The 25,868-nt window shown below is 53.2% G+C and carries 24 protein-coding genes; 15 read left to right on the forward strand and 9 right to left on the reverse strand.

Features of this window, described 5'->3' with window-relative positions; translation table 11 throughout:
* Window positions 1-266: 266 nt before the first annotated feature.
* The 4 genes from IB222_RS06435 to IB222_RS06450 all read left to right on the forward strand — a co-directional run bounded on the left by IB222_RS06435 (window position 267) and on the right by IB222_RS06450 (window position 4,690).
* Window positions 267-1,697 (forward strand): 6-phospho-beta-glucosidase, encoded by a 1,431-nt coding sequence (locus IB222_RS06435; protein WP_149384785.1) that lies wholly within the window; start codon window positions 267-269, stop codon window positions 1,695-1,697.
* 183 nt (window positions 1,698-1,880) lie between these two features.
* A complete protein-coding gene (upp, locus tag IB222_RS06440) occupies window positions 1,881-2,507 on the forward strand; it encodes a uracil phosphoribosyltransferase (RefSeq protein WP_003835110.1) in 627 nt (208 codons plus the stop codon).
* Between the two features lie 96 nt (window positions 2,508-2,603).
* Window positions 2,604-3,893, forward strand: coding sequence for a uracil permease (gene uraA, locus IB222_RS06445; protein ID WP_003835107.1), 1,290 nt, complete (start codon window positions 2,604-2,606; stop codon window positions 3,891-3,893).
* A gap of 95 nt (window positions 3,894-3,988) precedes the next feature.
* Window positions 3,989-4,690 carry a DnaA inactivator Hda gene (locus IB222_RS06450; protein WP_211924219.1) on the forward strand — a complete coding sequence of 234 codons (702 nt, stop codon included), beginning with the start codon at window positions 3,989-3,991 and terminating at the stop codon, window positions 4,688-4,690.
* A 35-nt stretch (window positions 4,691-4,725) separates the two neighbouring features.
* Here IB222_RS06450 and arsC read toward each other — a convergent pair whose 3' ends face one another.
* Together arsC and bepA are read right to left on the reverse strand one after the other, a co-directional pair.
* A complete protein-coding gene (gene arsC, locus IB222_RS06455; RefSeq protein WP_126317574.1) occupies window positions 4,726-5,085 on the reverse strand; it encodes an arsenate reductase (glutaredoxin) in 360 nt (119 codons plus the stop codon).
* A 123-nt stretch (window positions 5,086-5,208) separates the two neighbouring features.
* Window positions 5,209-6,672, reverse strand: a complete 1,464-nt coding sequence (bepA, locus tag IB222_RS06460) for a beta-barrel assembly-enhancing protease (RefSeq protein ID WP_149281447.1) — start codon at window positions 6,670-6,672, stop codon at window positions 5,209-5,211.
* A gap of 226 nt (window positions 6,673-6,898) precedes the next feature.
* On the opposite strand from bepA, the gene IB222_RS06465 reads away from it, so the two are divergent.
* From IB222_RS06465 to iadA, 4 genes are all read left to right on the forward strand, one after another.
* Window positions 6,899-7,963: an AI-2E family transporter gene (locus IB222_RS06465; protein WP_003037941.1), complete on the forward strand. Its 1,065-nt coding sequence runs from the start codon at window positions 6,899-6,901 to the stop codon at window positions 7,961-7,963.
* Between the two features lie 166 nt (window positions 7,964-8,129).
* Window positions 8,130-8,789 (forward strand): nucleoside recognition domain-containing protein, encoded by a 660-nt coding sequence (locus tag IB222_RS06470; protein WP_126317576.1) that lies wholly within the window; start codon window positions 8,130-8,132, stop codon window positions 8,787-8,789.
* A 1-nt stretch (window position 8,790) separates the two neighbouring features.
* Window positions 8,791-9,252: a YjiG family protein gene (locus tag IB222_RS06475; RefSeq protein ID WP_003835099.1), complete on the forward strand. Its 462-nt coding sequence runs from the start codon at window positions 8,791-8,793 to the stop codon at window positions 9,250-9,252.
* Between the two features lie 11 nt (window positions 9,253-9,263).
* Entirely contained in the window at window positions 9,264-10,427 is a 1,164-nt protein-coding gene (gene iadA, locus IB222_RS06480; RefSeq protein ID WP_149384784.1) for a beta-aspartyl-peptidase, read from the forward strand.
* A gap of 105 nt (window positions 10,428-10,532) precedes the next feature.
* On the opposite strand, the gene bcp is transcribed toward iadA, so the two are convergent.
* A complete protein-coding gene (gene bcp / locus IB222_RS06485; RefSeq protein WP_003835095.1) occupies window positions 10,533-11,003 on the reverse strand; it encodes a thioredoxin-dependent thiol peroxidase in 471 nt (156 codons plus the stop codon).
* A complete protein-coding gene (locus IB222_RS06490; RefSeq protein WP_216350684.1) occupies window positions 11,003-11,575 on the reverse strand; it encodes a glycine cleavage system transcriptional repressor in 573 nt (190 codons plus the stop codon). The genes bcp and IB222_RS06490 overlap by 1 nt, the downstream gene beginning before the upstream one ends.
* A 145-nt stretch (window positions 11,576-11,720) precedes the next feature.
* Here IB222_RS06490 and dapA point away from each other — a divergent pair, with 145 nt between their 5' ends.
* From dapA to ypfH, 6 genes are all read left to right on the forward strand, one after another.
* On the forward strand, window positions 11,721-12,599 hold the full coding sequence (dapA, locus tag IB222_RS06495) for a 4-hydroxy-tetrahydrodipicolinate synthase (protein WP_003037957.1): 879 nt from the start codon (window positions 11,721-11,723) through the stop codon (window positions 12,597-12,599).
* A gap of 16 nt (window positions 12,600-12,615) precedes the next feature.
* Entirely contained in the window at window positions 12,616-13,650 is a 1,035-nt protein-coding gene (gene bamC, locus IB222_RS06500; RefSeq protein WP_003835088.1) for an outer membrane protein assembly factor BamC, read from the forward strand.
* A gap of 111 nt (window positions 13,651-13,761) precedes the next feature.
* Window positions 13,762-14,475, forward strand: a complete 714-nt coding sequence (purC, locus tag IB222_RS06505) for a phosphoribosylaminoimidazolesuccinocarboxamide synthase (RefSeq protein ID WP_003835086.1) — start codon at window positions 13,762-13,764, stop codon at window positions 14,473-14,475.
* Between the two features lie 128 nt (window positions 14,476-14,603).
* A complete protein-coding gene (locus IB222_RS06510) occupies window positions 14,604-15,470 on the forward strand; it encodes a neutral zinc metallopeptidase (RefSeq protein ID WP_149384783.1) in 867 nt (288 codons plus the stop codon).
* 15 nt (window positions 15,471-15,485) lie between these two features.
* Window positions 15,486-17,501, forward strand: a complete 2,016-nt coding sequence (locus IB222_RS06515) for a tRNA(Met) cytidine acetyltransferase TmcA (protein WP_149384782.1) — start codon at window positions 15,486-15,488, stop codon at window positions 17,499-17,501.
* Between the two features lie 73 nt (window positions 17,502-17,574).
* The gene (gene ypfH, locus IB222_RS06520) at window positions 17,575-18,273 is read left to right on the forward strand and encodes an esterase (protein ID WP_003835082.1); all 699 of its coding nucleotides are present in this window, start codon (window positions 17,575-17,577) and stop codon (window positions 18,271-18,273) included.
* 103 nt (window positions 18,274-18,376) lie between these two features.
* On the opposite strand, the gene IB222_RS06525 is transcribed toward ypfH, so the two are convergent.
* From IB222_RS06525 to IB222_RS06535, 3 genes are read right to left on the reverse strand one after another with little or no spacing between them, the layout of a single operon-like run.
* Window positions 18,377-18,577: a YpfN family protein gene (locus tag IB222_RS06525; RefSeq protein ID WP_003835080.1), complete on the reverse strand. Its 201-nt coding sequence runs from the start codon at window positions 18,575-18,577 to the stop codon at window positions 18,377-18,379.
* Window positions 18,578-18,604: 27 nt separating this feature from the next.
* The gene (dapE, locus tag IB222_RS06530; protein ID WP_003037976.1) at window positions 18,605-19,732 is read right to left on the reverse strand and encodes a succinyl-diaminopimelate desuccinylase; all 1,128 of its coding nucleotides are present in this window, start codon (window positions 19,730-19,732) and stop codon (window positions 18,605-18,607) included.
* A gap of 3 nt (window positions 19,733-19,735) precedes the next feature.
* Complete coding sequence (locus IB222_RS06535) at window positions 19,736-20,092, reverse strand: ArsC family reductase (RefSeq protein WP_003835078.1); 357 nt, start codon at window positions 20,090-20,092, stop codon at window positions 19,736-19,738.
* Window positions 20,093-20,481: 389 nt separating this feature from the next.
* Between IB222_RS06535 and ypfM the strand changes: the two genes are divergently transcribed.
* On the forward strand, window positions 20,482-20,541 hold the full coding sequence (ypfM, locus tag IB222_RS06540) for a protein YpfM (RefSeq protein ID WP_001386977.1): 60 nt from the start codon (window positions 20,482-20,484) through the stop codon (window positions 20,539-20,541).
* A 75-nt stretch (window positions 20,542-20,616) separates the two neighbouring features.
* Here ypfM and acrD read toward each other — a convergent pair whose 3' ends face one another.
* Both acrD and narQ read right to left on the reverse strand, forming a co-directional pair.
* Window positions 20,617-23,730, reverse strand: a complete 3,114-nt coding sequence (acrD, locus tag IB222_RS06545; protein ID WP_149384781.1) for a multidrug efflux RND transporter permease AcrD — start codon at window positions 23,728-23,730, stop codon at window positions 20,617-20,619.
* A gap of 184 nt (window positions 23,731-23,914) precedes the next feature.
* Window positions 23,915-25,612: a nitrate/nitrite two-component system sensor histidine kinase NarQ gene (gene narQ / locus IB222_RS06550; RefSeq protein WP_125112678.1), complete on the reverse strand. Its 1,698-nt coding sequence runs from the start codon at window positions 25,610-25,612 to the stop codon at window positions 23,915-23,917.
* Window positions 25,613-25,868: the final 256 nt, after the last annotated feature.

Consider the following 25,868-nt stretch of genomic DNA (forward strand, 5'->3'; position numbering starts at 1 on the left):
TAAAAGTTAAATTCGGCGCAATTCTAACAGGGAAAGCAAACGTTTGCGAGCCTGCTCTGCATCAAGTTTTATCTGCTGGTTTTTTCAGCATTTTACAATCATTTATCTATTTGTTTGAGCTGCGCCACGAAAATGAAACCGGGTACAGTCTTGTGCTTGAATCCTGTTAGCCGAATGCACAGTATCGTACTGAAACCGGTTTCTGTTTTCTGTTGCGGACCTCATCAACAGTGTTTTGCGCAGAGTCATCATGATAGGGGAAGGGTATGTCAGGATTTAAAGCAGATTTCATGTGGGGTGGCGCTGTCGCGGCTCATCAACTGGAAGGTGGCTGGCAGGAGGGCGGAAAAGGCATTAGCGTTGCCGATGTCATGACCGCGGGAGCGCATGGTGTGGCGCGTGAGATTACCGACGGTGTGATTGCCGGTAAAAATTACCCTAACCACGAGGCCATCGATTTTTATCATCGCTATAAAGACGACATAAAGCTGTTTGCCGAAATGGGGTTTAAATGTTTTCGCACCTCTATTGCCTGGACACGTATTTTCCCCTTAGGCGATGAAGAACAACCCAATGAGGCTGGCCTACAGTTCTATGATGACCTGTTTGACGAATGCCTGAAATATGGCATTGAGCCGGTGATTACGCTGTCGCATTTTGAGATGCCTTACCATCTGGTGATGGAGTACGGCGGCTGGCGCAACCGCAAGCTTATCGATTTCTTTGTCCGTTTTGCCAGGGTGGTATTCACTCGTTACCAGCACAAAGTGAAGTACTGGATGACGTTTAATGAGATTAACAACCAGGCAAATTATCACGAAGATTTCGCGCCCTTTACTAACTCAGGTCTGAAATACCAGCCCGGCGAAGACCGCGAGCCGGTCATGTACCAGGCGGCGCACTATGAGCTGGTGGCAAGCGCGCTGGCGGTAAAGGTCGCGCGTGAGATTAACCCGGAATTACAGATAGGGTGCATGATTGCCATGTGTCCAATCTATCCGCTGACCTGCGCGCCAGACGATATGATGATGGCGATGAATGCCATGCACCGGCGTTACTGGTTTACTGACGTCCATGTGCGCGGCAAATACCCGCAGCATCTTCTCAACTACTTTGCCCGTCGTGGCTTTGAACTGGATATCACCGAGGAAGACCGTCAGGCGCTGACCGAGGGCTGCGTTGATTACATCGGCTTTAGCTATTATATGTCTTTCGCGACCCAGGCAACGGCGGACAACCCACAGCTGGATTACGACGAGTCGAAAAGCCTGGTTTCCAACCCGTACGTGCAGAAATCGGACTGGGGCTGGCAGATTGACCCTGTCGGCCTGCGCTATTCACTAAACTGGTTCTGGGATCATTATCAGTTGCCGCTATTCATTGTGGAGAATGGATTTGGCGCCATCGACGTGCGCGAGGACGATGGTACAGTTAACGACCAGTATCGTATCGACTACCTTGCCGCCCACATACGTGAGATGAAAAAAGCGGTGTTGGAAGATGGCGTGGATCTGATGGGATATACACCGTGGGGCTGCATTGATTTAGTCTCGGCCGGGACGGGAGAGATGAAAAAACGCTACGGGTTTATCTATGTCGATAAAAATAATGATGGTAGCGGGACATTAACGCGCTCGCCTAAAAAATCTTTTTCGTGGTATCAAAAAGTCATCCAGACCAATGCTGAATATCTTTAAAATTCATGGTATTGACAGCAAGCCCCGCCATCAGTGCGGGGCTTGTTTTATACTCATCATTCAGACGCAAATGACTTTGGTTGATCCATATCAAGCGTATGCAGTGTTGCGCCAGAGAGGAAAAGCGGTATAATCCGGCGATTTTTTTTGTGGTTGCCATTCGTCTGAGGAAAGGAGAAGAGTATGAAGATCGTGGAAGTCAAACACCCACTCGTCAAACACAAGCTGGGACTGATGCGTGAAAACGACATCAGCACTAAACGCTTTCGTGAACTCGCCTCGGAAGTTGGCAGCCTGCTGACTTATGAAGCAACCGCTGGTCTGGAAACCGAAAAGGTGACCATTGAAGGCTGGAACGGTCCAGTTGAAGTTGACCAAATCAAAGGCAAAAAAATCACCGTTGTGCCTATCCTGCGTGCGGGCCTGGGCATGATGGAAGGTGTTCTGGAAAACGTTCCGAGCGCGCGTATCAGCGTTGTTGGTATGTACCGTAACGAAGAGACGCTGGAGCCGGTTCCGTATTTCCAGAAGCTGGTTTCTAACATCGATGAGCGTATGGCGCTGATCGTTGACCCAATGCTGGCAACCGGCGGCTCTGTTATCGCCACTATCGATCTGCTGAAAAATGCAGGCTGCACCAGCATTAAAGTGCTGGTCCTGGTTGCGGCACCGGAAGGTATCGCGGCACTGGAAAAAGCGCACCCGGATGTGGAGCTGTACACCGCTTCCATCGATCAGGGACTGAACGAGCACGGATACATTATTCCGGGGCTCGGCGATGCCGGCGATAAGATTTTTGGTACTAAGTAAACGAATAAGTGAAAAGAAGCCGACTTTAAGAGTCGGCTTTTTTTTGAATAAAACAACCCAATGGCTAATAACAAACAACACTCAGAGGAAAACACTATGACGCGCCGTGCTATCGGGGTGAGTGAAAGACCGCCGCTTTTACAGACAATCCCGCTTAGTTTGCAGCACCTGTTCGCCATGTTTGGCGCAACGGTGCTGGTGCCAGTCCTGTTCCACATCAACCCAGCTACCGTTCTGCTGTTTAACGGCATTGGTACGTTGCTGTATCTCTTTATTTGTAAGGGTAAAATTCCCGCATATCTGGGTTCCAGCTTTGCCTTTATTTCCCCGGTACTGCTGCTGCTGCCGTTAGGGTATGAAGTGGCGCTGGGCGGTTTCATTATGTGTGGCGTCCTGTTCTGCCTGGTTTCTTTCATTGTTAAGAAGGCAGGAACCGGCTGGCTGGATGTCATGTTCCCGCCTGCGGCGATGGGCGCAATCGTTGCCGTCATCGGTCTGGAGCTGGCTGGCGTTGCTGCGGGTATGGCGGGGTTACTGCCTGCTGAGGGGCAATTACCGGATTCAAAAACCATCATCATTTCTATGGTAACGCTGGCGGTAACGGTCTTTGGTTCCGTATTGTTCCGCGGTTTTATGGCGATTATCCCGATTCTGATCGGGGTGCTGGCCGGTTATGCGCTCTCCTTCGTGATGGGCGTTGTGGACACTACGCCGATTGCGCAGGCCCACTGGTTCGCGCTGCCGACGTTCTACACGCCGCGTTTTGAATGGGTTGCCATTCTGACCATCCTGCCAGCAGCGCTGGTGGTCATCGCTGAACACGTCGGGCACCTGGTGGTAACGGCGAATATCGTGAAAAAAGATTTGATTCGCGATCCTGGCCTGCATCGTTCTATGTTTGCTAACGGTCTGTCTACGGTAATCTCTGGTTTCTTCGGCTCTACGCCGAACACCACGTACGGCGAAAACATCGGCGTAATGGCGATCACCCGCGTTTACAGTACCTGGGTTATCGGCGGTGCGGCAATTTTCGCCATTCTGCTCTCCTGCGTGGGTAAACTGGCTGCAGCGATCCAAATCATTCCACTGCCGGTTATGGGCGGCGTATCGCTGCTACTGTACGGTGTGATTGGTGCTTCTGGTATTCGCGTACTGATCGAGTCGAAGGTTGACTATAACAAGGCGCAGAACCTGATCCTGACTTCGGTTATTTTGATCATCGGCGTAAGTGGCGCGAAAGTTCACATCGGTGCCGCAGAGCTGAAAGGCATGGCGCTGGCGACCATCGTTGGTGTCTGTCTGAGCCTGATTTTCAAAGTTATCAGCCTGCTGCGTCCGGAAGAAGTCGTGCTTGACGCGAAAGATGCAGACAGTCCGCAACAGTAAATCTCTGACCGGGCGGCAGCGCTGCCCGGTTCTATCGCGACGTATTTCTGTGTTAAACTCAACGCGATTTTATGAAATCCTGGGTTGAGGTATCTCTGAACACACCGGCACAGCTCTCTTTGCCACTTTATCTTCCTGACGACGAAACTTTCGCAAGTTTCTGGCCGGGGGATAACTCCTCTTTACTGGCTGCACTGCAAAACGTGCTGCGTCAGGAACATAGCGGGTATATTTATCTCTGGTCGCGTGAAGGCGCTGGCCGTAGTCATTTGCTGCATGCAGCCTGTGCGGAACTCTCCGCGCGCGGCGATGCGGTAGGCTACGTGCCGCTCGACAAACGCACCTGGTTCGTCCCCGAGGTGCTCGACGGAATGGAGCATTTATCGCTGGTTTGCATTGATAACATCGAATGTGTGGCCGGTGATTCGCTGTGGGAAATGGCGATCTTTGATCTCTACAACCGTATCCTGGAATCGGGGAAAACGCGCCTGCTGATCACCGGCGATCGCCCGCCAAGACAGCTGAATCTGGGGTTGCCGGATCTCGCCTCGCGCCTGGACTGGGGACAAATCTACAAGCTGCAGCCGCTTTCCGATGAAGATAAGCTGCAGGCGTTGCAATTACGCGCCAGACTTCGTGGATTTGAACTGCCGGAAGATGTGGGACGTTTTCTGCTAAAGCGTCTGGATCGAGAAATGCGTACGCTGTTTATGACGCTGGATCAGCTTGATCATGCTTCGATCACCGCCCAACGTAAGCTGACCATTCCGTTCGTAAAAGAAATTCTGAAGCTGTAAGCGCCGCAGCCGGGAAGACTGCGGCAGGTTGCAGGTTAACCGACGATTTCCAGTACCTGCTCAGGCGGGCGTCCAATTCGAGCCTGACCTTTGGCAACCACAATCGGGCGCTCCATCAGTTTCGGGTTTTCCACCATTGCCTGAATCAGCGTGTCTTCACTCAGATTTTTGTCCGCCAGGTTAAGTGATTTATAAAGATCCTCTTTCTGGCGCATCAGTTCACGCGCGCTGGACATACCGAGCATTTGCAGCAGTTCACGCAGGGTTGCTGCATCAGCCGGCGTTTCCAGATACAACACCACTTCCGGGTCTACGCCGTTGGACTTCAGTAATTCCAGCGTTTCACGGCTCTTGGAACAGCGTGGGTTATGGTAGATTTTAATCGCGTCTGACATGACTTCTCCTTGCATAACAATACTGCCGGATGGCGGCCAAAAGACCCTATCCGGCCTACATATCGCGTCTGACGTAGGCCGGATAAGACGCTACAGCGTCGCCATCCGGCAAAGGTTCGATAATTACATCTTCGTGTACGGTTTAAAGCGTTCTTGCAGCTGGCGTAGCTGGTCAATACGGGCATCGTATCTGGCCTGCTGCTGGCTACCCAGTTTCACCTGAGAACTTGCGCTGCTGAGCATCGAAATAGCCTGATCCAGACGTCCCGCGAGGGCATACCCCTCCGCGCGCGCCGCCAGCTCCTGATCGCGGTTGCTCAGGTTGGCTTCCGTTTGCGCTAACAGATCCCAGCCGTTAGGGTCATCTTTATGGTTAAACGTATAGCGATTCAGGATGGTCGCCGCCTCTTTGGCTTGTCCACCCTGTAAATAGGCATTCGCCAGGTTGAGCTGCAGAACCGGGTTAGTGCGCAGGTCGCGGGCGTTTTTCAGGCGGTTAATGGCATCACTGGTTTTCTTCTGGCCGAGATCGATATCCGTTGCCAGGTCGAGATACCAGGCATTGTTAGGATCTGCCGCCAGCAGCGGTTGCAGCGCTTTACGCGCCTCGTCATATTTACTGGCTTCCATCGCCTGCAATGCCCGGCCATACTGCGCCGCACGTTGCTCACGTACGTTGCCTTTCGACCAGTTACTCAGCAGGTCATCGGTTAACTGGTTACGACCAGAGTTGTACATGCCCAAGGTTCGTGCCTTAGCCAGATAAAAATCTTCTGACGACTGGACGACCACCGGGCGCATCTGGTTGGCGCGGTTACGGGCATCAGACAGACGGCTTTCCGGCAGGGGGTGAGTCAGCAAAATTTCCGGCGGACGCGAAGAGTAACGAGCCTGGTCGAGTAGTTTTTCCAGGAACGTTGGCATGGCCTGGGGATCGAATCCCGAGCGTTGCAGTACCTGAATACCGATGCGGTCTGCTTCCTGTTCGTTTTGCTGCGTAAAGCTGATCATTCCCTGACGTGTACCCGCCAGCGTACCGGTCAGCGCCGCCATACCCGCCTGCGGGCTGGCCATTGCTAATAAAATTGAACCTAACGCACCAACCCACGTTAGTGGCGCGCTGCGTTTCTGATCTTCCATGGCACGCGCCAGGTGACGCTGCGTAACGTGGGAAATTTCGTGCGCCATAACCGATGCCAGCTGGCTTTCGTTGTCGGAATAGCGAAATAGTGCAGAGTGCAGGACAACGTTGCCGCCAAAGAAAGCAAAGGCGTTGATTTCATCGTTGTTAATCAAAAAGAAGGTGAAGGGCGTTTTTACCGAGTCGGCGTGCGAGACCAGACGCATCCCCAGCGCATTAATGTATTGGGTGAGCAATGGATCGTTAATTAATGGCGCACTGCCGCGCAGTTGGCGTACGTAATAATCGCCCATCTGCATTTCCTGTCCTATGGAAAGCGTACTGCCTGCCGACGTTCCCATATCAGGCAGGGTGTCCGCAGTATCAGCAAATGCGGGCGCAACCTGACCGATAGTCAGTGCGGCAATGAGGGTAGCAACCAGGTTTTTTTTCAACTGCCTGAACATAACCTCTGTCCTGTATTCTTTTTTGAGATAGCCATTTGACCGATGCTGTGAAGTATCGTTCACACTCCGCAAGCTTACGGAGTGTAACTGCGAAACCTGACGATGAACACCCAGGAAAAATGTCTTTTCACTTTGCGTAATCAGCCATAAAAAGCGAAGTCTTTTTTGTGACATTTCGATACAATTCGGGATCGCAATCCCGCTATTGGGTTCATGGAAGGGTTTTATGCTCGAAATGTTGATGCAATGGTATCGTCGCCGCTTTAGCGACCCCGAAGCCATCGCCCTGCTGATTATTCTTGTTGCCGGTTTTGGCATCCTGTTTTTCTTTAGCGGCCTTTTGGCGCCGCTGCTGGTCGCCATTGTGCTGGCGTACCTGCTTGAATGGCCGACAGTGCGGCTGGAACATATTGGTTGTTCCCGGCGTTGGGCGACATCGATTGTGCTGGTGGTGTTTGTCGGTATTTTACTGCTGATGGCCTTTGTGGTGATGCCCGTTGCGTGGCAGCAGGGAATTTACCTGATCCGCGACATGCCCGGCATGCTCAATAAATTGTCTGATTTTGCCGCCACCTTGCCACGACGTTACCCGGCGCTGATGGATGCAGGCATCATTGATGCGATGGCGGAAAATATGCGCTCGCGAATGCTCACCATGGGCGATTCGGTGGTGAAATATTCGTTAGCCTCACTGGTTGGATTGCTGACCCTGGCGGTCTATCTTGTTCTTGTCCCATTGATGGTGTTCTTCCTGATCAAAGATAAAGGACAGATGCTGAACGCCGTGCGCCGGGTGCTGCCGCGTAACCGCGGGCTGGCTGGGCAGGTATGGAAAGAGATGAATCAGCAAATCACCAACTATATCCGCGGAAAGGTGCTGGAAATGGTGGTGGTCGGCGTAGCGACCTGGCTCGGCTTCCTGCTGTTTGGTCTCAACTATTCGCTGCTGCTGGCGGTGCTGGTCGGGTTCTCTGTGCTGATCCCGTATATCGGCGCTTTTGTGGTGACGATTCCGGTGGTTGGCGTGGCGCTGTTCCAGTTTGGCCTTGGCACTGAGTTCTGGAGCTGTTTTGCCGTGTACCTGATAATCCAGGCGCTGGACGGCAATTTGCTGGTTCCCGTGCTGTTCTCCGAGGCGGTCAATCTGCATCCACTGGTCATTATTCTCTCCGTGGTGATTTTCGGCGGTTTGTGGGGATTCTGGGGCGTATTCTTTGCGATTCCTCTGGCGACGTTAATCAAAGCGGTAATGCATGCCTGGCCGGATGGTCAGGTCGTTGACGAACCCTAATCTGCAAGATCCGGCGATATCATGTCGCCGGATCTGAACTTGTCTGACCTCTATCCACTCTTTCTGAATAATCTCCTCTGGTGTCGTTTTTCTCCGCGTTTGTCTTTAACTTGACCATCGTGATGTCTTTTAGTCACACAAGGATTAAGGCCAACAGGAGAACAAAATGGGTCACAGCACACACACGCAGCAAAAGGTGGGATGGGGCGGTTATCTCGCTTTTTTTATTACGATTATTCTTTTTTCCGGCATGTTTGCGAAAAGTACCGAATGGTGGCGGGTCTTTGACTTCACCGTCCTCAACGGTGCGTTTGGGCAGATTAATGCTGCGGGCGGCACGGCGGTCTCTTTTCGTGGCTCTGGAGGGATGGGGGCCAAAGACGGTTTCTTATTCGCGCTTGAGCTGGCACCTTCCGTCATTCTTTCGCTTGGGATTATTTCTGTCACCGAAGGGTTGGGTGGGTTGCGCGCGGCACAGCAGCTGATGACGCCGGTCCTGCGTCCGTTACTGGGCATTCCGGGTATTTGTTCGCTGGCGTTGATTGCGAATTTGCAAAATACCGATGCCGCGGCCGGGATGACCAAAGAAATGGCGGAAGAGGGCATTATCACAGAGCAGGAACGCGCTATTTTTGCCTGCTGGCAAACCAGCGGCAGCGCGTGCATTACCAACTATTTTTCTTCTGGCGCAGCGCTGTTTACGATGGTGACCGTTCCGGTGATTACGCCGCTGGCGGTGATCCTTGTCTTCAAATTTGTGGGCGCGAACCTGTTGCGTGTATGGATCGCGCAGCTGGAAAATCGCCGTATGCAGCAGGAGGCGTGAGATGACAACACAGGTACGTAAAAACGTCATGGATATGTTTATCGATGGCGCACGGCGCGGGTTTACCATTGCAACAACCAGTCTGTTGCCTAACGTGGTGATGGCGTTTGTGATTATTCAGGCGCTGAAGGTGACAGGGCTGCTCGAGGTTGTCGGGCGGGTATGCGAGCCGGTAATGGCGCTGTGGGGGCTGCCGGGGGAATCTGCCACTGTGCTGCTGGCAGCGGTGATGAGTATGGGAGGCGGCGTCGGCGTGTGCGCCAGCCTGGTTGTCGCCGGTACGCTTTCGGGACATGATGCCACGGTGTTGTTACCGGCTATCTACCTGATGGGAAATCCGGTGCAAAATGTGGGCCGTTGTCTGGGGACCGCGGGGGTTCATCCTCGTTATTACCCGCTAATTATTGCGGTATGCGTCATTAATGCGCTGCTCTCTATTTGGGTTATGCAGGTTATTGCCTGACAAGGAAGGTTATGAACTGTTCAATTCTTGATTTGACGTTGTTCCAGCAGGGACACGTGTATGCGCCGGAAGATTTAGGGCGACAGGATATACTGGTCTCCGGCAGCAAAATTGTTGCCATCGCCCCGTCAATTTCTCCTGAAGACTTTCCCGGTTGCGAGTGTATCAATCTTGACGGCGCGATTGTATGCCCAGGATTTATCGATCAACACGTCCATCTTATTGGCGGCGGTGGGGAGGCGGGGCCGCATACCCGCACCCCGGAAGTGCGCTTGTCACGGCTGGTTGAAGCTGGCGTCACGTCGGTGGTGGGTTTGCTGGGTACCGATGGCATTACCCGTCACCCGGAATCGCTGCTGGCAAAAACCCGCGCGCTGGAGTTTGAAGGCATCAGCGCATGGATGCTGACCGGGGCGTATTCTCTGCCTTCCCCGACGATCACCGGCAGTATCGATCGCGATGTGGCGCTGATTGATAAAGTTATTGGTGTGAAATGTGCGGTTTCGGACCATCGTTCTTCAGCCCCGGATACTTCGGCGCTGGCAAATATGGCGGCGCAGTCGCGCGTCGGCGGATTGTTAGGGCGCAAACCGGGGATCAGCGTTTTCCATATGGGCGACAGCCCGCGCATGCTGGAACCGTTGTACCAGATCCTTGAATGTTGCGATGTGCCGATTACTAAACTGTTGCCGACACACGTTAACCGTGCGGAACCGTTGTTCCAGGCTGCGCTGGAGTATGCCCGTAAAGGCGGTTATATCGACATTACCAGCAGCATTGATGAGCCCGTCGACCCGGCCACGGCTATCGCCACGGCGCTACGCCAGAACGTGCCGCTGTTGCGCATTACCCTTAGCTCGGATGGCAACGGCAGCCAGCCGGAATTTGATGAGCTTGGCAATCTCACCGGCATCGGTGTCGCGGGGTTTGAATCACTGGCCGAGACGGTGCGCCAGTTGGTGAAGATTCATGCCATACCGCTGGAACAGGCGCTGTGTCCGCTGACGCGTACGGTCGCAGAATTTTTGGCACTGGAGCATAAAGGGCGTCTGGCGGTGGGATGCGATGCGGACATTCTGGTGCTCAACGACGCGCTGGAAGTTCATCACCTGTGGGCGAAGGGAAAAGCCGTGGTGAAAGAGCAGAAATCGTGCGTGAAAGGGACGTTTGAGTAACCGGGCGGTCATCTGCCGGATGGCGACGCTAACGTCTTATCCGGCATACGTGCGTGCATTTGTAGGCCGGATAAGGCGTTCACACCGCCATCCGGCATTTCACGGTCAGGCGTTCTCTTTCAGCCAGTTCATTACCACGTCGTGGTGGTTGCTGGTTTTGAAGTCATCAAACACATGCTCAATTTTCCCTTCGGCATCAATCAGGAAGCTGATGCGGTGGATGCCATCGTAGGTTTTGCCCATAAATGACTTCTCACCCCAGACGCCGAACTGCTCGCAAACCTGATGATCTTCATCGGACAGGAGCGTGAAATTCAGGACTTCTTTCTCCGCGAATCGGGAAAGCTTCTCTGGTTTGTCGGTGCTGATCCCCAGCACTTCAACACCCGCTTTTTTTAACTCATCCATGTTATCGCGCAGGCCGCAGGCCTGTACGGTACAGCCGGGTGTCATGGCTTTCGGGTAAAAATAAACCAGAACACGCTGTCCCTGGAAGTCGGTTAAATTTACTTGTTCTCCGTCTTGATCCGGCAAGCTAAATTTCGGTGCGATATCACCGGCTTTCAGTGGGTTCATTACTTAACTCCATCCTGTTCATCATGCTGTGAGTAATTGACGACGTTAATACTGCCTTGCGCATTGAGTTCTGTACAGAGTGCTTTAAACGCATCTTCAATATTTGCCGAATCATGTGACGCAGGACTATGTGCGGTAATTTGAATAAACAACTGTGCCGTCTTTCCATTCTCAGCCGGTTGCGTGCGTGAAACCAGTTCCGCAATATTCATTTGGTGGCTGTCAAACAGAGCGGTGAAGCGTTCAATCAAGTGGGGAGAATCAGGGACATCGACCTGCACCCATACCGTAGCAGGCATCGCCGGACGGGGGCGCGCGGTCGTGCGCTTCATCACAATGAGTAAATCCAGCTCTGCGCCTTTTAATGGCAGGGTTGATTCAATCAGGGTGATGGCATTCCAGGTGCCCGACAGCAACATGATAAACGTGAACTCATCACCCAGCATGGCCAGTCGGCTGTCTTCGATATTACAGCCGCAACTGCTGACATGACGCGTGATGGTGTTCACAATTCCTGGGCGATCGGCACCCAGCGCAGTAATGACCAGATAGTGTTGCGATGACGATGTCAAACCTGTTCTTCCTTTGAGCGGTGAGGTAATCATAAGGAAAGCATAAAAAAAACATGCATACAACAATCAGAACGGCTCTGGTCGCTTGCTTTTATTGTCGTACCAAACGTACCATTGAGACACTTGTTTGCACAGAGGATGGCCCATGTTCACGGGAAGTATTGTCGCGCTTGTTACGCCGATGGATGAGAAAGGTAAAGTCTGCCGGTCGAGCCTGAAAAAACTGATTGATTATCATGTCGCCAGCGGCACCTCGGCGATCGTTTCTGTTGGCACCACCGGTGAGTCCGCCACCCTGAGTCATGATGAACATGGCGATGTGGTGATGATGACGCTGGAACTGGCTGACGGGCGTATTCCGGTTATTGCCGGAACCGGCGCCAATGCGACCGCGGAAGCCATTAGTCTGACGCAGCGTTTCAACGACAGCGGTGTTGTTGGCTGCCTGACGGTGACGCCTTACTACAACCGCCCAACCCAGGAAGGTTTGTTCCAGCATTTCAAAGCCATCGCTGAACATACTGACCTGCCGCAAATTCTGTATAATGTGCCGTCCCGTACTGGCTGCGATATGCTGCCGGAAACCGTTGGTCGTCTGGCGAAAGTTAAAAATATTATCGCTATTAAAGAGGCCACGGGGAACTTAAGTCGCGTTCACCAGATCAAAGAGCTGGTTTCGGACGACTTTATTCTGCTCAGCGGTGATGACGCGACCGGACTGGATTTTATGCAGCTCGGTGGTCATGGCGTGATTTCCGTAACGTCTAACGTTGCGGCACGTGATATGGCTGAAATGTGCAAACTGGCGGCAGCCGGGCAATTTGCCGAGGCGCGGGTGATTAACCAGCGTCTGATGCCGTTACACAACAAACTATTTGTCGAACCCAATCCTATTCCCGTGAAATGGGCGTGTAAGGAGTTGGGACTTGTGGCGACCGATACGCTACGTCTGCCGATGACGCCAATCACGGACAATGCTCGTGAAATCGTCAAAGCGGCGCTTAAGCATGCCGGTTTGCTGTAAAGTTTAGGGAGATTTGATGGCTTACTCAGTACAAAAGTCGCGCCTGGCCAAGGTTGCGGGTGTTTCGCTTGTTATGTTGCTCGCGGCCTGTAGCTCTGACTCGCGCTATAAGCGCCAGGTGAGCGGTGATGAATCCTATCTGGAGGCCGCACCGCTTGCTGAGCTTCATGCTCCAGCTGGGATGATTCTGCCGGTTATGTCGGGCGACTATAATATCCCGGTAACCAACGGCAGTGGTGCCGTGGGTAAAGCGCTGGATATTCGTCCACCGGCTCAGCCGTTAGCATTAGTCACCGGTGCTCGCACACAGATCGCGGGTGATACGTCGACATTACTGGTGGAAAACGGTCGTGGCAACACACTGTGGCCGCAGGTCGTTAGCGTCATTCAGTCTAAAAACTACACGATCACCAAACGTGATGATGCCAGCCAGACATTGACCACCGACTGGGTTGACTGGAACCGTCTGGATGAAGACGAGCAGTACCGTGGACGTTATCAAATCTCGGTTAAACCGCAGGGCTATCAGCAAGCGGTAACGGTGAAACTGGTTAACCTCGAGCAGGCGGGTAAACCCGTAGCCGATGCGGCATCAATGCAGCGCTACAGCGCTGAGATGATGAACGTTATCTCTGCTGGTCTGGATAAGAACGCCACCGACGCCGCGAATGCCGCGCAGAACCGCTCTGCAGCCACCATGGATGTTCAGAGCGCCGCCGATGACACCGGTTTACCAATGCTGGTGGTACGCGGGCCGTTCAACGTGGTGTGGCAGCGTCTGCCGGCAGCGCTTGAGAAAGTGGGGATGAAGGTAACCGACAGCACCCGTTCTCAGGGCAGCATCGCGGTGACCTACAAACCACTGTCCGATAGCAACTGGCAGGAGTTGGGTGCAAGCGACCCGGGTCTGGTATCCGGCGACTATAAACTGCAGGTCGGTGATTTAGACAACCGCAGTAGCTTGCAGTTTATCGATCCGAAGGGGCATACCCTGACGCAAAGCCAGAACGACGCGCTGGTCGCCGTCTTCCAGGCAGCGTTCAGTAAGTAAAAATAAAGGGCTGGATAACTCCAGCCCTTTTTTTCTGATATGATACGCAAACGTGTGCGTCGGCAGAAAAACGCAATATTTATCGTTAATTCACACCCAGGAGTAATAAAGATGCAAAAGCAAGCTGAGTTGTATCGTGGTAAAGCGAAGACCGTATACAGCACGGAAAACCCGGACCTGTTGGTGCTCGAATTCCGCAATGATACGTCAGCAGGGGATGGCGCGCGCATTGAACAGTTTGACCGTAAAGGCATGGTGAACAACAAATTCAACCATTTCATTATGACTAAACTGCAAGAAGCGGGTATTCCTACCCAGATGGAGCGACTGCTTTCTGATACCGAATGTCTGGTGAAAAAACTGGAGATGGTACCGGTTGAATGTGTGGTACGTAACCGCGCGGCAGGCTCTCTGGTTAAGCGTTTAGGCGTTGAGGAAGGTATTGAACTGAATCCGCCGCTGTTTGATCTGTTCCTGAAAAACGATGCTATGCACGATCCAATGATTAACGATTCCTATTGCGAAACTTTTGGTTGGGTGAGCAAAGAGAATCTGGCACGTATGAAAGAGCTGACCTACAAAGCTAACGACGTGCTGAAAAAGATGTTTGATGATGCTGGTCTGATTCTGGTCGACTTCAAACTTGAGTTTGGTTTGTATAAAGGTGAAGTGGTCCTGGGTGATGAATTCTCACCGGACGGTAGCCGCCTGTGGGACAAAGAAACGCTGGATAAAATGGACAAAGATCGCTTCCGCCAGAGTCTGGGCGGCCTGATCGAAGCCTATGAAGCCGTCGCGCATCGCCTGGGTGTGAAGTTAGACTAATCATCCCCTGAGCCGGCGATCGCTCTCCGGCTCATTAACCCCACCTGATTTGATTACTATTTCTTATGGTAATCCTGTTCCGAACCGCCTACGATCATCATCATAATGAATAAAAAGTTGAGGTGATTATGCGCTGGCAAGGGCGTCGTGAAAGTGACAACGTGGAAGACAGACGAAACAGCTCTGGCGGCGGCCCCTCTATGGGTGGGCCCGGTTTTCGTCTGCCCAGTGGTAAAGGCGGCATCATTCTGCTGATTGTGGTGCTGGTGGCGGGTTATTATGGCGTGGATCTCACCGGGCTAATGACTGGCCAGCCGGTCTCCCAACAGCAATCATCACGCTCCATCAGCCCAAACGATGATGAAGCGGCAAAATTTACCTCGGTGATTCTGGCTACCACAGAAGATACCTGGGGACAGCAGTTTGAAAAAATGGGCCGCACCTACCAACAGCCGAAGCTGGTGATGTACCGGAGCGCGACGCGTACCGGCTGCGGCGCGGGTCAGTCCGTGATGGGGCCATTTTATTGCCCGGCAGATGGTACGGTTTACATCGACCTTTCATTCTATGACGACATGAAAAACAAGCTGGGCGCTGATGGTGATTTTGCTCAGGGCTATGTTATCGCCCATGAAGTGGGTCACCACGTGCAGAAACTGCTGGGTATTGAACCTAAAGTTCGTCAGATGCAGCAGAATGCCTCACAGGCAGAAGTGAACCGTCTTTCAGTTCGGATGGAACTGCAGGCAGACTGCTTTGCCGGTGTCTGGGGCCACAGCATGCAGCAGCAGGGCGTACTGGAGTCTGGTGACCTGGAAGAGGCACTGAACGCCGCACAGGCCATTGGCGACGATCGTCTGCAACAGCAGGGACAAGGACGCGTCGTACCGGACAGCTTTACTCATGGAACCTCTGAACAGCGTTTTACCTGGTTCAAACGCGGTTTTGATAGCGGCGATCCGGGACAATGTAATACTTTTGGTAAAGGTATTTAAGATACAGAGGCAGGGATGTCCGATAATACGGCGCTGAGCGCGTTAACCGAACAAATGACCCGCGAAGGGATCCGTCGTCTGCTGATTATCAGCGGCGAGGAGAACTGGTGTCAGGAACAGGCATTAGCGCTACGCAGCACGTTACCCGGTGACTGGCTGTGGGTAGGGGAGCAAGCCCCTATCGAGCCGCGCTGTACGCCGCAGGCGCTACAAACATTATTAGGGCGCGAGTTTCGTCATGCGGTTTTTGACGCCAGGCAAGGTTTTGACGCTGCGGCGTTTGCCGCCTTAAGCGGCACACTGCTTGCCGGCAGTTGGCTGGTTTTGCTGACCCCAGCCTGGCATTCCTGGCACACGCATCCGGACGCGGATTCACTACGCTGGAGCGATTGCGCTGAACCTATCCCTACACCGCACTTTATTGAACACGTCAAACGGGTGATTTCCCGCGATAGACAGGCTCTGCACTGGCAACAGCATCAGCCGGTTTCCTGTCCGCACTTTCCTGCTCGCGCAGCCTGGCACGCGGCAACCGGCGAACCCCAGCCAGAACAGGCGATGATATTAAATCATTTTCTGGCTATGCCTCCCGGTGTGGTTGCGGTGACGGCCGCACGGGGTCGGGGTAAATCCGCTCTGGCAGGGCAACTCATAGCGCGGATTAACGGCACTGCGATTGTGACAGCGCCTGCCAAAGCGGCAACCGATGTGCTGGCGCAATTTGCCGGGGAGCGTTACCGTTTTATGGCCCCGGATGCGCTGTTAAGCAGTTCTGCAATCGCAGACTGGCTAATTGTGGATGAAGCCGCCGCGATCCCCGCGCCGCTGTTGCATCAACTGGTGGCGCGTTTTCCTCGTACGCTGTTAACCACTACAGTACAAGGCTACGAGGGAACGGGGAGAGGCTTCTTGCTGAAATTCTGTGCCCGCTTCCCCAATCTTCAACGCTATGAATTGCAGCAACCGGTACGCTGGGCGCAGGGATGTCCGCTGGAGCAAATCGTCAGCGATGCGCTGGTGTTTGATGATAAAACGTTCACGCATGCCCCATTGGGGGAGCTTCACTTCTCGGCATTTGAGCAACAGTCCTGGCATGCTAATCCGGCGCTGCCGTTAGCGGTATACCAACTGCTTTCTGGAGCGCATTATCGCACCTCGCCATTGGACCTGCGGCGGATGATGGACGCGCCTGGTCAGCATTTTCTTCAGGCATCAACCGCTGACTCAGTGGCGGGGGCTGTCTGGTTGGTCGATGAAGGGGGACTATCCGCGGAATTAAGCCAGGCCGTCTGGGCCGGATATCGTCGACCGAGAGGGAATCTGGTTGCGCAGTCGCTGGCGGCGCACGGTGGTGACCCGTTGGCGGCGACGCTCGTCGGGAGACGGGTCAGTCGAATTGCGGTTCATCCTGCGCGCCAAAGAGAAGGTATTGGGCAACAGCTGATTATGCTGGCCTACCGCTATTCCACATCGTGTGACTATCTGTCGGTCAGTTTTGGGTATACGGCTGAACTATGGCGTTTCTGGCAGCGCTGCGGTTTTGTGCTGGTGCGAATGGGAAATCATCGGGAAGCCAGCAGCGGCTGTTATACCGCCATGGCGTTACTTCCCATTAGCGAAGCGGGGAAACGCCTTGCTGAGCGGGAGCACCAGCATTTGCGTCGTGATGCGGAAATCCTTGCGCGATGGAACGGTGAGAACATTCCGCTAGTCCCTCTGAAAGAGGCTACGCTTAATGAGGATGACTGGGCTGAGCTGGCCGGGTTTGCCTTCGCGCATCGGCCATTATTGACGTCGCTAGGCTGTCTGAGTCGTCTGCTTGAGCACAGTGAGTTACCTCTTCCTGCTTTGCGCGGACGCATCCAGGCTAAACGTAGCGACGCCGAATTGTGCCAACAGCTCAAGATTTCTGGTCGTAAAGCGTTGCTGGTCATTCAGCGCGCCGAAGCGGCGCAGGCATTAAATCAGCTGGATGCAGAGCGTGAACAGCGGCTACATAATCGCATTATGCAATGGCAATTTTTTCACTAACTTCTTCAATTTCCTGGCATGGTCATTGCGGTTAAGCGGCGTAGAATGATTCTCATCAGCTAAGGAGAACGCCATGAAACATGACCATTTTGTTGTTCAAAGTCCCGATAAACCCGCTCAACAGCTACTGCTGCTGTTTCATGGCGTCGGCGATAATCCGGTTGCCATGGGTGAAATTGGCACCTGGTTTGCGCCGCTGTTTCCGGATGCGCTAATCGTTAGCATTGGCGGGGCAGAGCCTTACGGGACGACGTCCGGACGTCAGTGGTTTTCGGTGCAGGGCGTAACAGAAGAGAGTCGTCAGGCACGCGTTGACGCCATAATGCCGGTGTTTATCGAAACCGTGCGTTACTGGCAGAAGCACAGCGGCGTTTCGCCGCAGGCAACCGCGCTGATTGGCTTTTCTCAGGGGGCGATTATGTCACTTGAGAGCATCAAAGCTGAGCCGGGGCTGGCATCGCGGGTCATCGCCTTCAATGGCCGCTATGCCACCTTGCCAGAGGCTGCAACCACCGCGACGACGGTGCATTTGATTCACGGTGGTGAAGACCGGGTAATTGAGTTATCTCATGCCGTTGCCGCGCAGGAAGCGTTAATGCGCGCTGGTGGAGACGTGACGCTGGATATCGTCGAAAATCTGGGGCACGCCATTGATGAACGCAGCATGCAGTTTGCGCTCGATCATCTGCGTTTTACCGTACCGAAGCACTACTTTGATGAAGCGCTGAGCGGCGGTAAGCCTCACGATGATGATGTGATTGCCATGATCTGATTGATCACCGTAGGCCGGATAAAACGCGAAGCGTTGCCATCCGGCACGTAATGCCCGGTGGCGCTAACGCTTACCGGGCCTACGGGACTTATCTGCCTATTAATTATTTCTTCGGTTGGTCCTTATTCGGCCAATCGTCGTCGTCATCCCATTTATCGTTAAAGTCACGATGCGGGGGAAGCTCCGGCTTGTTGGCAAGAAATTTCTTGTGATCGACGCGCTTGAGATCTTTAATCACGTTCAGCAGCACGCCTACCAGAAACACCAACACCAGAATCCACCAATATTTTGCCAGCCAGTCCATGCTCATTTCCTCTTACAGGAACACTCATCAGGCGACGAGTTGCTCCATGATACGTTGATACATACGGGCAAGCAGCTGCAGGTCGGCGGCATTAACACATTCATTAATTTTATGAATAGTGGCGTTGACCGGCCCAAGTTCTACTACCTGCGCCCCCATGCGGGCAATAAAACGCCCGTCGGACGTCCCGCCTGTAGTCAGTAACTGCGGTTTAATCTCATTATAGTGCTCAATGGCGTTCACCACTGCATCCACCAGTTTACCGCGTTCGGTCAGGAACGGCTGACCGGAAAGCCACCAGTCGACGGTATAACGCAGCTGATGTTTCTCCAGCAGCGCGTGAACCCGTGCTTTAATCATCTCATCGGTCAGCTCAGTGCTGAAACGGAAGTTGAACTGGATAAACAGTTCTCCAGGGATAACGTTGTTGCTGCCGGTTCCAGCCTGGATATTGGCAATCTGCATGCTGGTCGCCGGGAAGAATTCGTTACCCTGATCCCACTCGATCGCCACCAGTTCGTTGAGCATGGGGGCCGCGCGGTGTACCGGGTTATCGGCCAGATGCGGATAGGCTACGTGGCCCTGCACGCCGTGAATGGTCAGGTTGCAGGTCAGTGAACCACGACGTCCATTTTTCACCACGTCGCCAACGATTTCCGTGCTGGATGGCTCACCCACCAGGCAATAATCCAGTCGTTCATTACGCGCCATCAGCGCTTCAACCACCTTCACGGTGCCGTTTTTGGCGCTGGCTTCTTCGTCAGACGTTATCAAAAAGGCCAGACGACCCTGATGATTTGGATGCTGGGCGACAAAACGTTCTGCGGCCACGACCATCGCCGCCAGTGAACCCTTCATATCGGCAGCGCCACGCCCGAACAACATGCCATCGCGAATGGTCGGTTCGAACGGTGGATTGATCCAGCGATCGACATCGCCGGCAGGCACTACGTCGGTGTGACCGGCAAATGCCAGGGTCTCACCTTTACCGCGCCATGCCCAAAAATTCTGTGTGTCACCAAAGTCCATTCGCTCAACGGTAAAACCTACCGCGCGCAGGCGTTCAATCATTAACGCCTGGCACCCGGCATCATCCGGGCTCAGGGAAGGACGGCGAATAAGCTGCTGTGTCAGCTCAATGACCGGGCACGACATAGACTACACCTCATTAAAAAACAGAGTATAACTGGATTCACTGAAACCAAGCAGCATAGGCTTACCCGGCGCGCAGAGCAATGGGCGTTTGATAATTGCTGGCATTTCAATCATCAACGCGGCGGCGGAAGCCGCATCGGTGATTTGACTGCGCGTGGATTCATCGAGTTTACGCCAGGTGGTTCCACGCGTATTGAGCAGCGCCTCCCAACCTAATTCGCTGATAAAGGACTGTAATAGCGTGTTGTCCAGACCGTCGACGCGATAATCATGAAATCGGTAGTCAATACCTTGAGCCTCCAACCAGCGTCTGGCTTTTTTAATCGTGTCGCAATTCTTAATGCCGTAGAGGGTGATCATTTGAATCCTTATTGACGTAATTTGAATATTTATTCTTTTATTCTGTGGCAATGAATAATACATATTGTCATTCAATCGTTATAGAAAAATATAACATTGTTGAACAACAGTGAATAATGATTCCTGAAAGCTCCAAAAAATACCGTATAACTAAAAATCAGAATCTGCCTGTTTGCATCAGCCTGTTTTTCCATCAGAATTGCAAAAGTAGTAGATGATGTATGAATATTTCAAAATATTGCAGTAAGTCACATAAAATTTATGGGTATAGCGCATAGTGATCACATAAACCCCAAACACTGGAGGAATCAATCGCAACCATCGGTTAAATTGCCTTCTTTTAATGATGATGATTTCGTAGAATGCCCATAATAATAAGAGAGGTTGTTATGATTGAACGTGAACTGGGGAACTGGAAAGACTTTATCGAAGTGATGCTTCGTAAATAATTTTCTGGAAGAAATTCATATCCTGTAAAGGATAAAAAAAGGCGACTCAACGTAAGTCGCCTTTTTTGTGCCCGATTATTCTGGGCGTGGCTTCAATGGGAAGCGTCTGCGCACCAGCACAAAGAACAGGGGAACGAAGTAAATCGCCAGAATTGTGGCTGAAATCATCCCGCCCATTACGCCAGTCCCCACCGCATGTTGACCGCCAGAACCAGCGCCACTGCTGATGGTCATCGGCAGCACCCCGAAGATAAACGCCAGTGAGGTCATCAGGATTGGGCGTAAACGTTGGCGACAAGCATGGAGCGTGGCGTCGAGCAGATCGTGTCCTTTCTCGTTCATCTCATTGGCGAATTCAACAATCAATATTGCGTTCTTCGCCGATAGCCCGATAACGGTAAGTAACCCGACCTGGAAATACACATCGTTTTCCAGGCCGCGCATCCAGGTCGCCAGTAGCGCGCCAATAACCCCCAACGGCACGACCAGCATGACGGAGAAGGGTACCGACCAGCTTTCATACAGGGCCGCCAGACACAGGAATACCACCAGCAGAGAAATGGCGTACAGGGCGGGGGCCTGAGAACCCGACAGCCGTTCCTGATAGGACATCGCCGTCCATTCGAGGCCGAACCCGGTCGGCAACTGGCGCACCAACGATTCCATTATGTCCATTGCCGTACCGGTACTGACGCCCGGCGCGGCTTCGCCGACAATCTCGACCGCGGAGTAGCCGTTATAGCGCTCCAGACGTGGTGAACCGGTTTCCCAGCGTGAAGTCGCAAAGGCCGAGAAAGGCACCATGCCACCGTTGTTATTGCGTACGTACCACAGGTTGATGTCGTCCGGGAGCATGCGATATTTTGCTGCCGCCTGCACGTAAACCTTCTTCACACGGCCCCGGTCCATAAAGTCATTGACGTAGCTGGAACCCCAGGCCGTTTGCAATGTGTCGTTGATGTCGTCGATGGAAACGCCCAGCGCCTGGGCTTTGCGCTGATCGATATCAATTTGCAACTGCGGGCTGTCGTCCAGACCGTTATGACGAACGCGGGTCAGGGAGGTGTCTTTCCCGGCCAATTCAATGAGTTTGTCGCGCGCAGCCATTAACGCATCATGGCCCGCACCGGCGTGATCCTGCAGCTCCATATCGAAACCGGCAGAGCTTCCGAGGCCGCTGATAGCCGGAGGGCTGCTGGCGAAGACGCGGGCTTCTTTAATCTTATTAAAGGCTTTGGTCGCACGTTCGATGATGGCGAAAGAGGTTCCGGTAGTGGTGTCGCGCTCACCCCAGTCTTTTAAGCGGACAAACATACGCGCCACGTTTTGACCGTTCCCGCCAGGGCCAGAACCGACCGTGGAAAAGACTGACATAATGTTGTCTTTCTCATGGGTGAAGTAATACTTCTCCACTTCCTCAACCACTTTCAATGTTTGCTGCTGCGTGGAGCCGCTGGGCAACTGTACCGAGGTGGTAAACATGCCGCGGTCTTCCAGCGGCAGGAAGGAGGTTGGCAGGCGCAGGAACAGGAAAACCATCCCGCCGAGCAGCAGGCCGTAGATCAGTATCCAGCGCAGACTGCGGTGCAGAATTCTGGCAACGCCTTTTTCGTAGCGCTCGGCGTTGCGATTAAACATTCGGTTAAACCAGCCGAAGAAACCGGTTTGCCCGTGATGCTCGCCCTTATGCAGCGGTTTGAGCAGGGTGGCGCACAGGGCAGGGGTGAGGATCATCGCCACCAGAACAGACAGCACCATTGCGGAGACGATAGTAATCGAGAACTGGCGGTAAATAGCCCCGGTAGTGCCGCCGAAGAAGGCCATCGGGATAAACACCGCTGACAGCACCATGGCGATACCGACCAGCGCACCCTGGATTTGCCCCATCGATTTCCGTGTCGCTTCCCGCGGAGAGAGTCCTTCCTCACTCATAATACGCTCGACGTTTTCCACTACCACAATGGCGTCATCGACCAGCAGGCCGATCGCCAGCACCATCGCAAACATCGTCAAGGTATTAACGCTATAGCCAAAGGCGTAAAGCACGGAGAAGGTACCCATCAGGACGACGGGAACGGCGATGGTGGGAATCAGCGTGGCGCGGAAGTTTTGCAGGAACAGGTACATCACGAGGAATACCAGCGCGATCGCTTCCAGCAGGGTTTTTACCACGTCGATGATTGAGGCTTTGACAAAGGAGGTGGTTTCATATGCCACCTTATATTCCAGCCCGTGTGGAAAATATTGCGACAGCTCGTTCAGACGGTTGATAACCAGCTCCGCCGTCGCCATTTCATTGGCGCCGGAGGCCAGCTTCACGCCCAGGCCGGAGGCAGGATTTCCATTAAAGCGGCTGAGGTAATCATACTTTTCAGCACCCATTTCGACCGTCGCCACATCGCCCAGTTTAACTTCTGAGCCATCCTGGTTGACGCGTAGCGTAATGGCGCGGAATTCATCCGGAGTCTGTAGTAGCGACTGGGCGTTGATCGTCGCGTTCAGCGCCTGCTTGTCCACCGAAGGCGTGCCGCCGAGTTGTCCGACGGCAATCTGCGCATTCTGTGACTCGATAGCGTCGGTCACATCTTTAGCAGTCATCTGGAAACTGTTCAGTTTGGCCGGGTCAAGCCAGATCCGCATGGAGTACTGTGAGCCGTAAGCGTCAATATCTCCCACGCCGTTAATACGGCTAAGCGGATCCTGAATGTTACTGGCGACATAGTCGGCGATGTCCTGCTTATCCATTGAGCCATCGGTGGAGACAAAGGCGATAGTCAGAATATTGGTGTCCCCGGTCTTACGCACCGTGACCCCCTGATCCTGTACCGCCTGCGGCAGTTTACGCATTGCCGATTGCAGCTGGTTTTGCACCTGCTGGACGGCCTCGTCAGGATCGGTTCCGGCAACGAAGCTCAACGTAACCGTCGCCTGACCTGTCCCGCTGCTCTGCGATGACATGTACATCAGGTTATCGAGACCGGTCATGTTCTGCTCGATAACCTGGGTGACGGTGTTTTCCAGAGTCTGAGCCGAAGCGCCGGGATAGTTGGCGGTGACCCGCACGTTTGGCGGTGCCAGATCGGGATATTGCTCAACGGGCAGTGAAAAAATAGCCAGGGCTCCTGTCAGGCACAACAGGATAGCTAACACCCAGGCAAAAATGGGGCGATCGATGAAAAAATTCGCCATTAAAAGAGGACCTCGTGTTTCTGCGTATCGTTATGGGTATGGCTTGCTTCACTTTAGCGGCAAGGTACGGGTCAAACGTGGAGAAAAAAAGAAGATAATGTAAATTATCATGCCCGTTTACAGCATACCTTTCGTGCCAACGCCGTCAGGCCTGGATCCAGACTCGACGGCGCTTTGCGGTTCTTTACGTTAGCTCACTGTCTGATTCAGCCGAACGGAAACTGATGCTCACCAACGTTCCCCCTCCGGAAGGTTGAGAGAAGGTCAACGTGCCGCTCAGTCTTTCCGCCCGTTCACGCATAATATTTAGTCCATAGTGCCCTGTAGGCTCATGCGGCTCGCCAATGCCGATGCCGTTATCGCGGATATAAACCGTGTGGTTGCCGTCCGGAGCCGTTACGCAGCTGACGGCAATTTCGCTCGCACTCGCATGTTTAATGGCGTTCAGCACCGCTTCACGAATGATCTGCAACAGATGCACCTGCATTTGAGCATCCAACGCTAGCGTGGGTAACCGACAGTCGAGTGTGAGTTTAGCTGAGGTTTGATTTTGCAGCGTTTCCAACATTTCATGCAGGGCGGAGGGTAAGTCTGCCTGCTGTAAGGTCAGACGGAAGGTGGTGAGCAGTTCTCGTAGCTGACGGTAGGCATCGTTCAGCGCCTGGGAGAAATCCGCCATAATGCTTTGCGCCGGGGCGTTATCTTTCGGAATTGAACGCTTCAGCAGCGTGAGCTGAATACGTAAATAAGAGAGCACCTGCGCCAGTGAGTCGTGCAGTTCGCGTGCAATCGTCGCTCGCTCCTCCATTAACAACAGCTGCTGAAAATGTTTTTGTGCCTGGTTGAAGTACAACCCACGTCCCAGCATCGAGGAGACGCTGTTGAGCAGCGGAGTAGAAGCACTGACGTTTGGACTTTGCCAGTGCAGTTCGCCGTAGACGGTTTCCTGCATGGTGACAGGCAGGATCTGCATCGGCAGCTCGGGGCTTTTAGTCCCTTCGCTAATCCGCCAGTTATCACCGACGGTGAGTTCAAGGAAATACGCGGCGTCATGTTCGCGGACGATCTGTAAAATATGGCGGAAGCAGTGCACGTCAATCTGGCTGGTATTTAACGCCTGGGAGCACTGATACAACACCTCCAGACGGCGATTGGCTTCGTGGAGATCGTGAGTTTTCTCGGCCACAGACGCTTCCAGCGAACGATACAGCTTGTGTAATTCACTCGACATCTGGCTAAACGTTTTGCCCAGCAATCCCAGTTCATTGGGCAAACCGGTATCCAGCGGTGGGATATCAAACTGACCGTGTTCAATTTGCTGACTGGCCATCACCAGTTTATTCAGCGGACGCACCACCTGCTGGCGAATGCGCCGCAGGGTAAAGAAGACGAGGGTGAATATGCCTATCCCGCCCGCCAGCGAGATGCCAAATACCAGCATCACTTTGCGTTCGGCATAATGCTGCAACGCCAGCACGAAGAGATCGATCTGATCGACGTAGTTGTTGATGTTGGCCTGGTACCATTTCAAATCGCCGTCGACCAGGCGGGCGTTCATTTCCAGCCAGTTAGCATGCAGACGTCCATAGCGGCTTTTTACCGCTTGTGGCACATACCACGCGTTCAGATTCTGTAGTGCTGGCGAGTTTAGCGCCTGCTGGAAAAGCTGGCGGTGGGCGTTAAGCTGCGGGCTCTGGCTTTGTAGATCGTAACCCAGACGGTAGCTTTGCATGCGCAACGAGCCAGCAACGTTGATGGCTTCGGCATCTCGCAAGCTGCTGGTCAGCGTGAGCAGCGCAATACCCGTTGAGAGAATTGACAGCAGCACTATGTAGAAAAAAGCTTTAGCCAGACTGGCCGAGACCGGACGCTTTACCGTCACTTGTGCATCCTCACACAATACACGTCGCGCCTGAAAACAGCGTGAACGATGCGGTGTATTTGATAAATGTTAATAAAACGCCATGAAACTGGATGGTAACTGAAACACAATTTCATATGCGATGAAATAAATTGATCTGCCACAGGTTCTGGATAAATAGTTGTGCTTCCTGGGCAAATGAACATTGCCGCTTCCTTCCGTGTCGGTTAATAACACTCTTATAAAGAATAAGGTTTTTGCAACCAAAAAAGAAGGA

It is taken from the genome of Citrobacter sp. C13, assembly GCF_014596815.2.
Classification (GTDB): domain Bacteria; phylum Pseudomonadota; class Gammaproteobacteria; order Enterobacterales; family Enterobacteriaceae; genus Citrobacter; species Citrobacter portucalensis.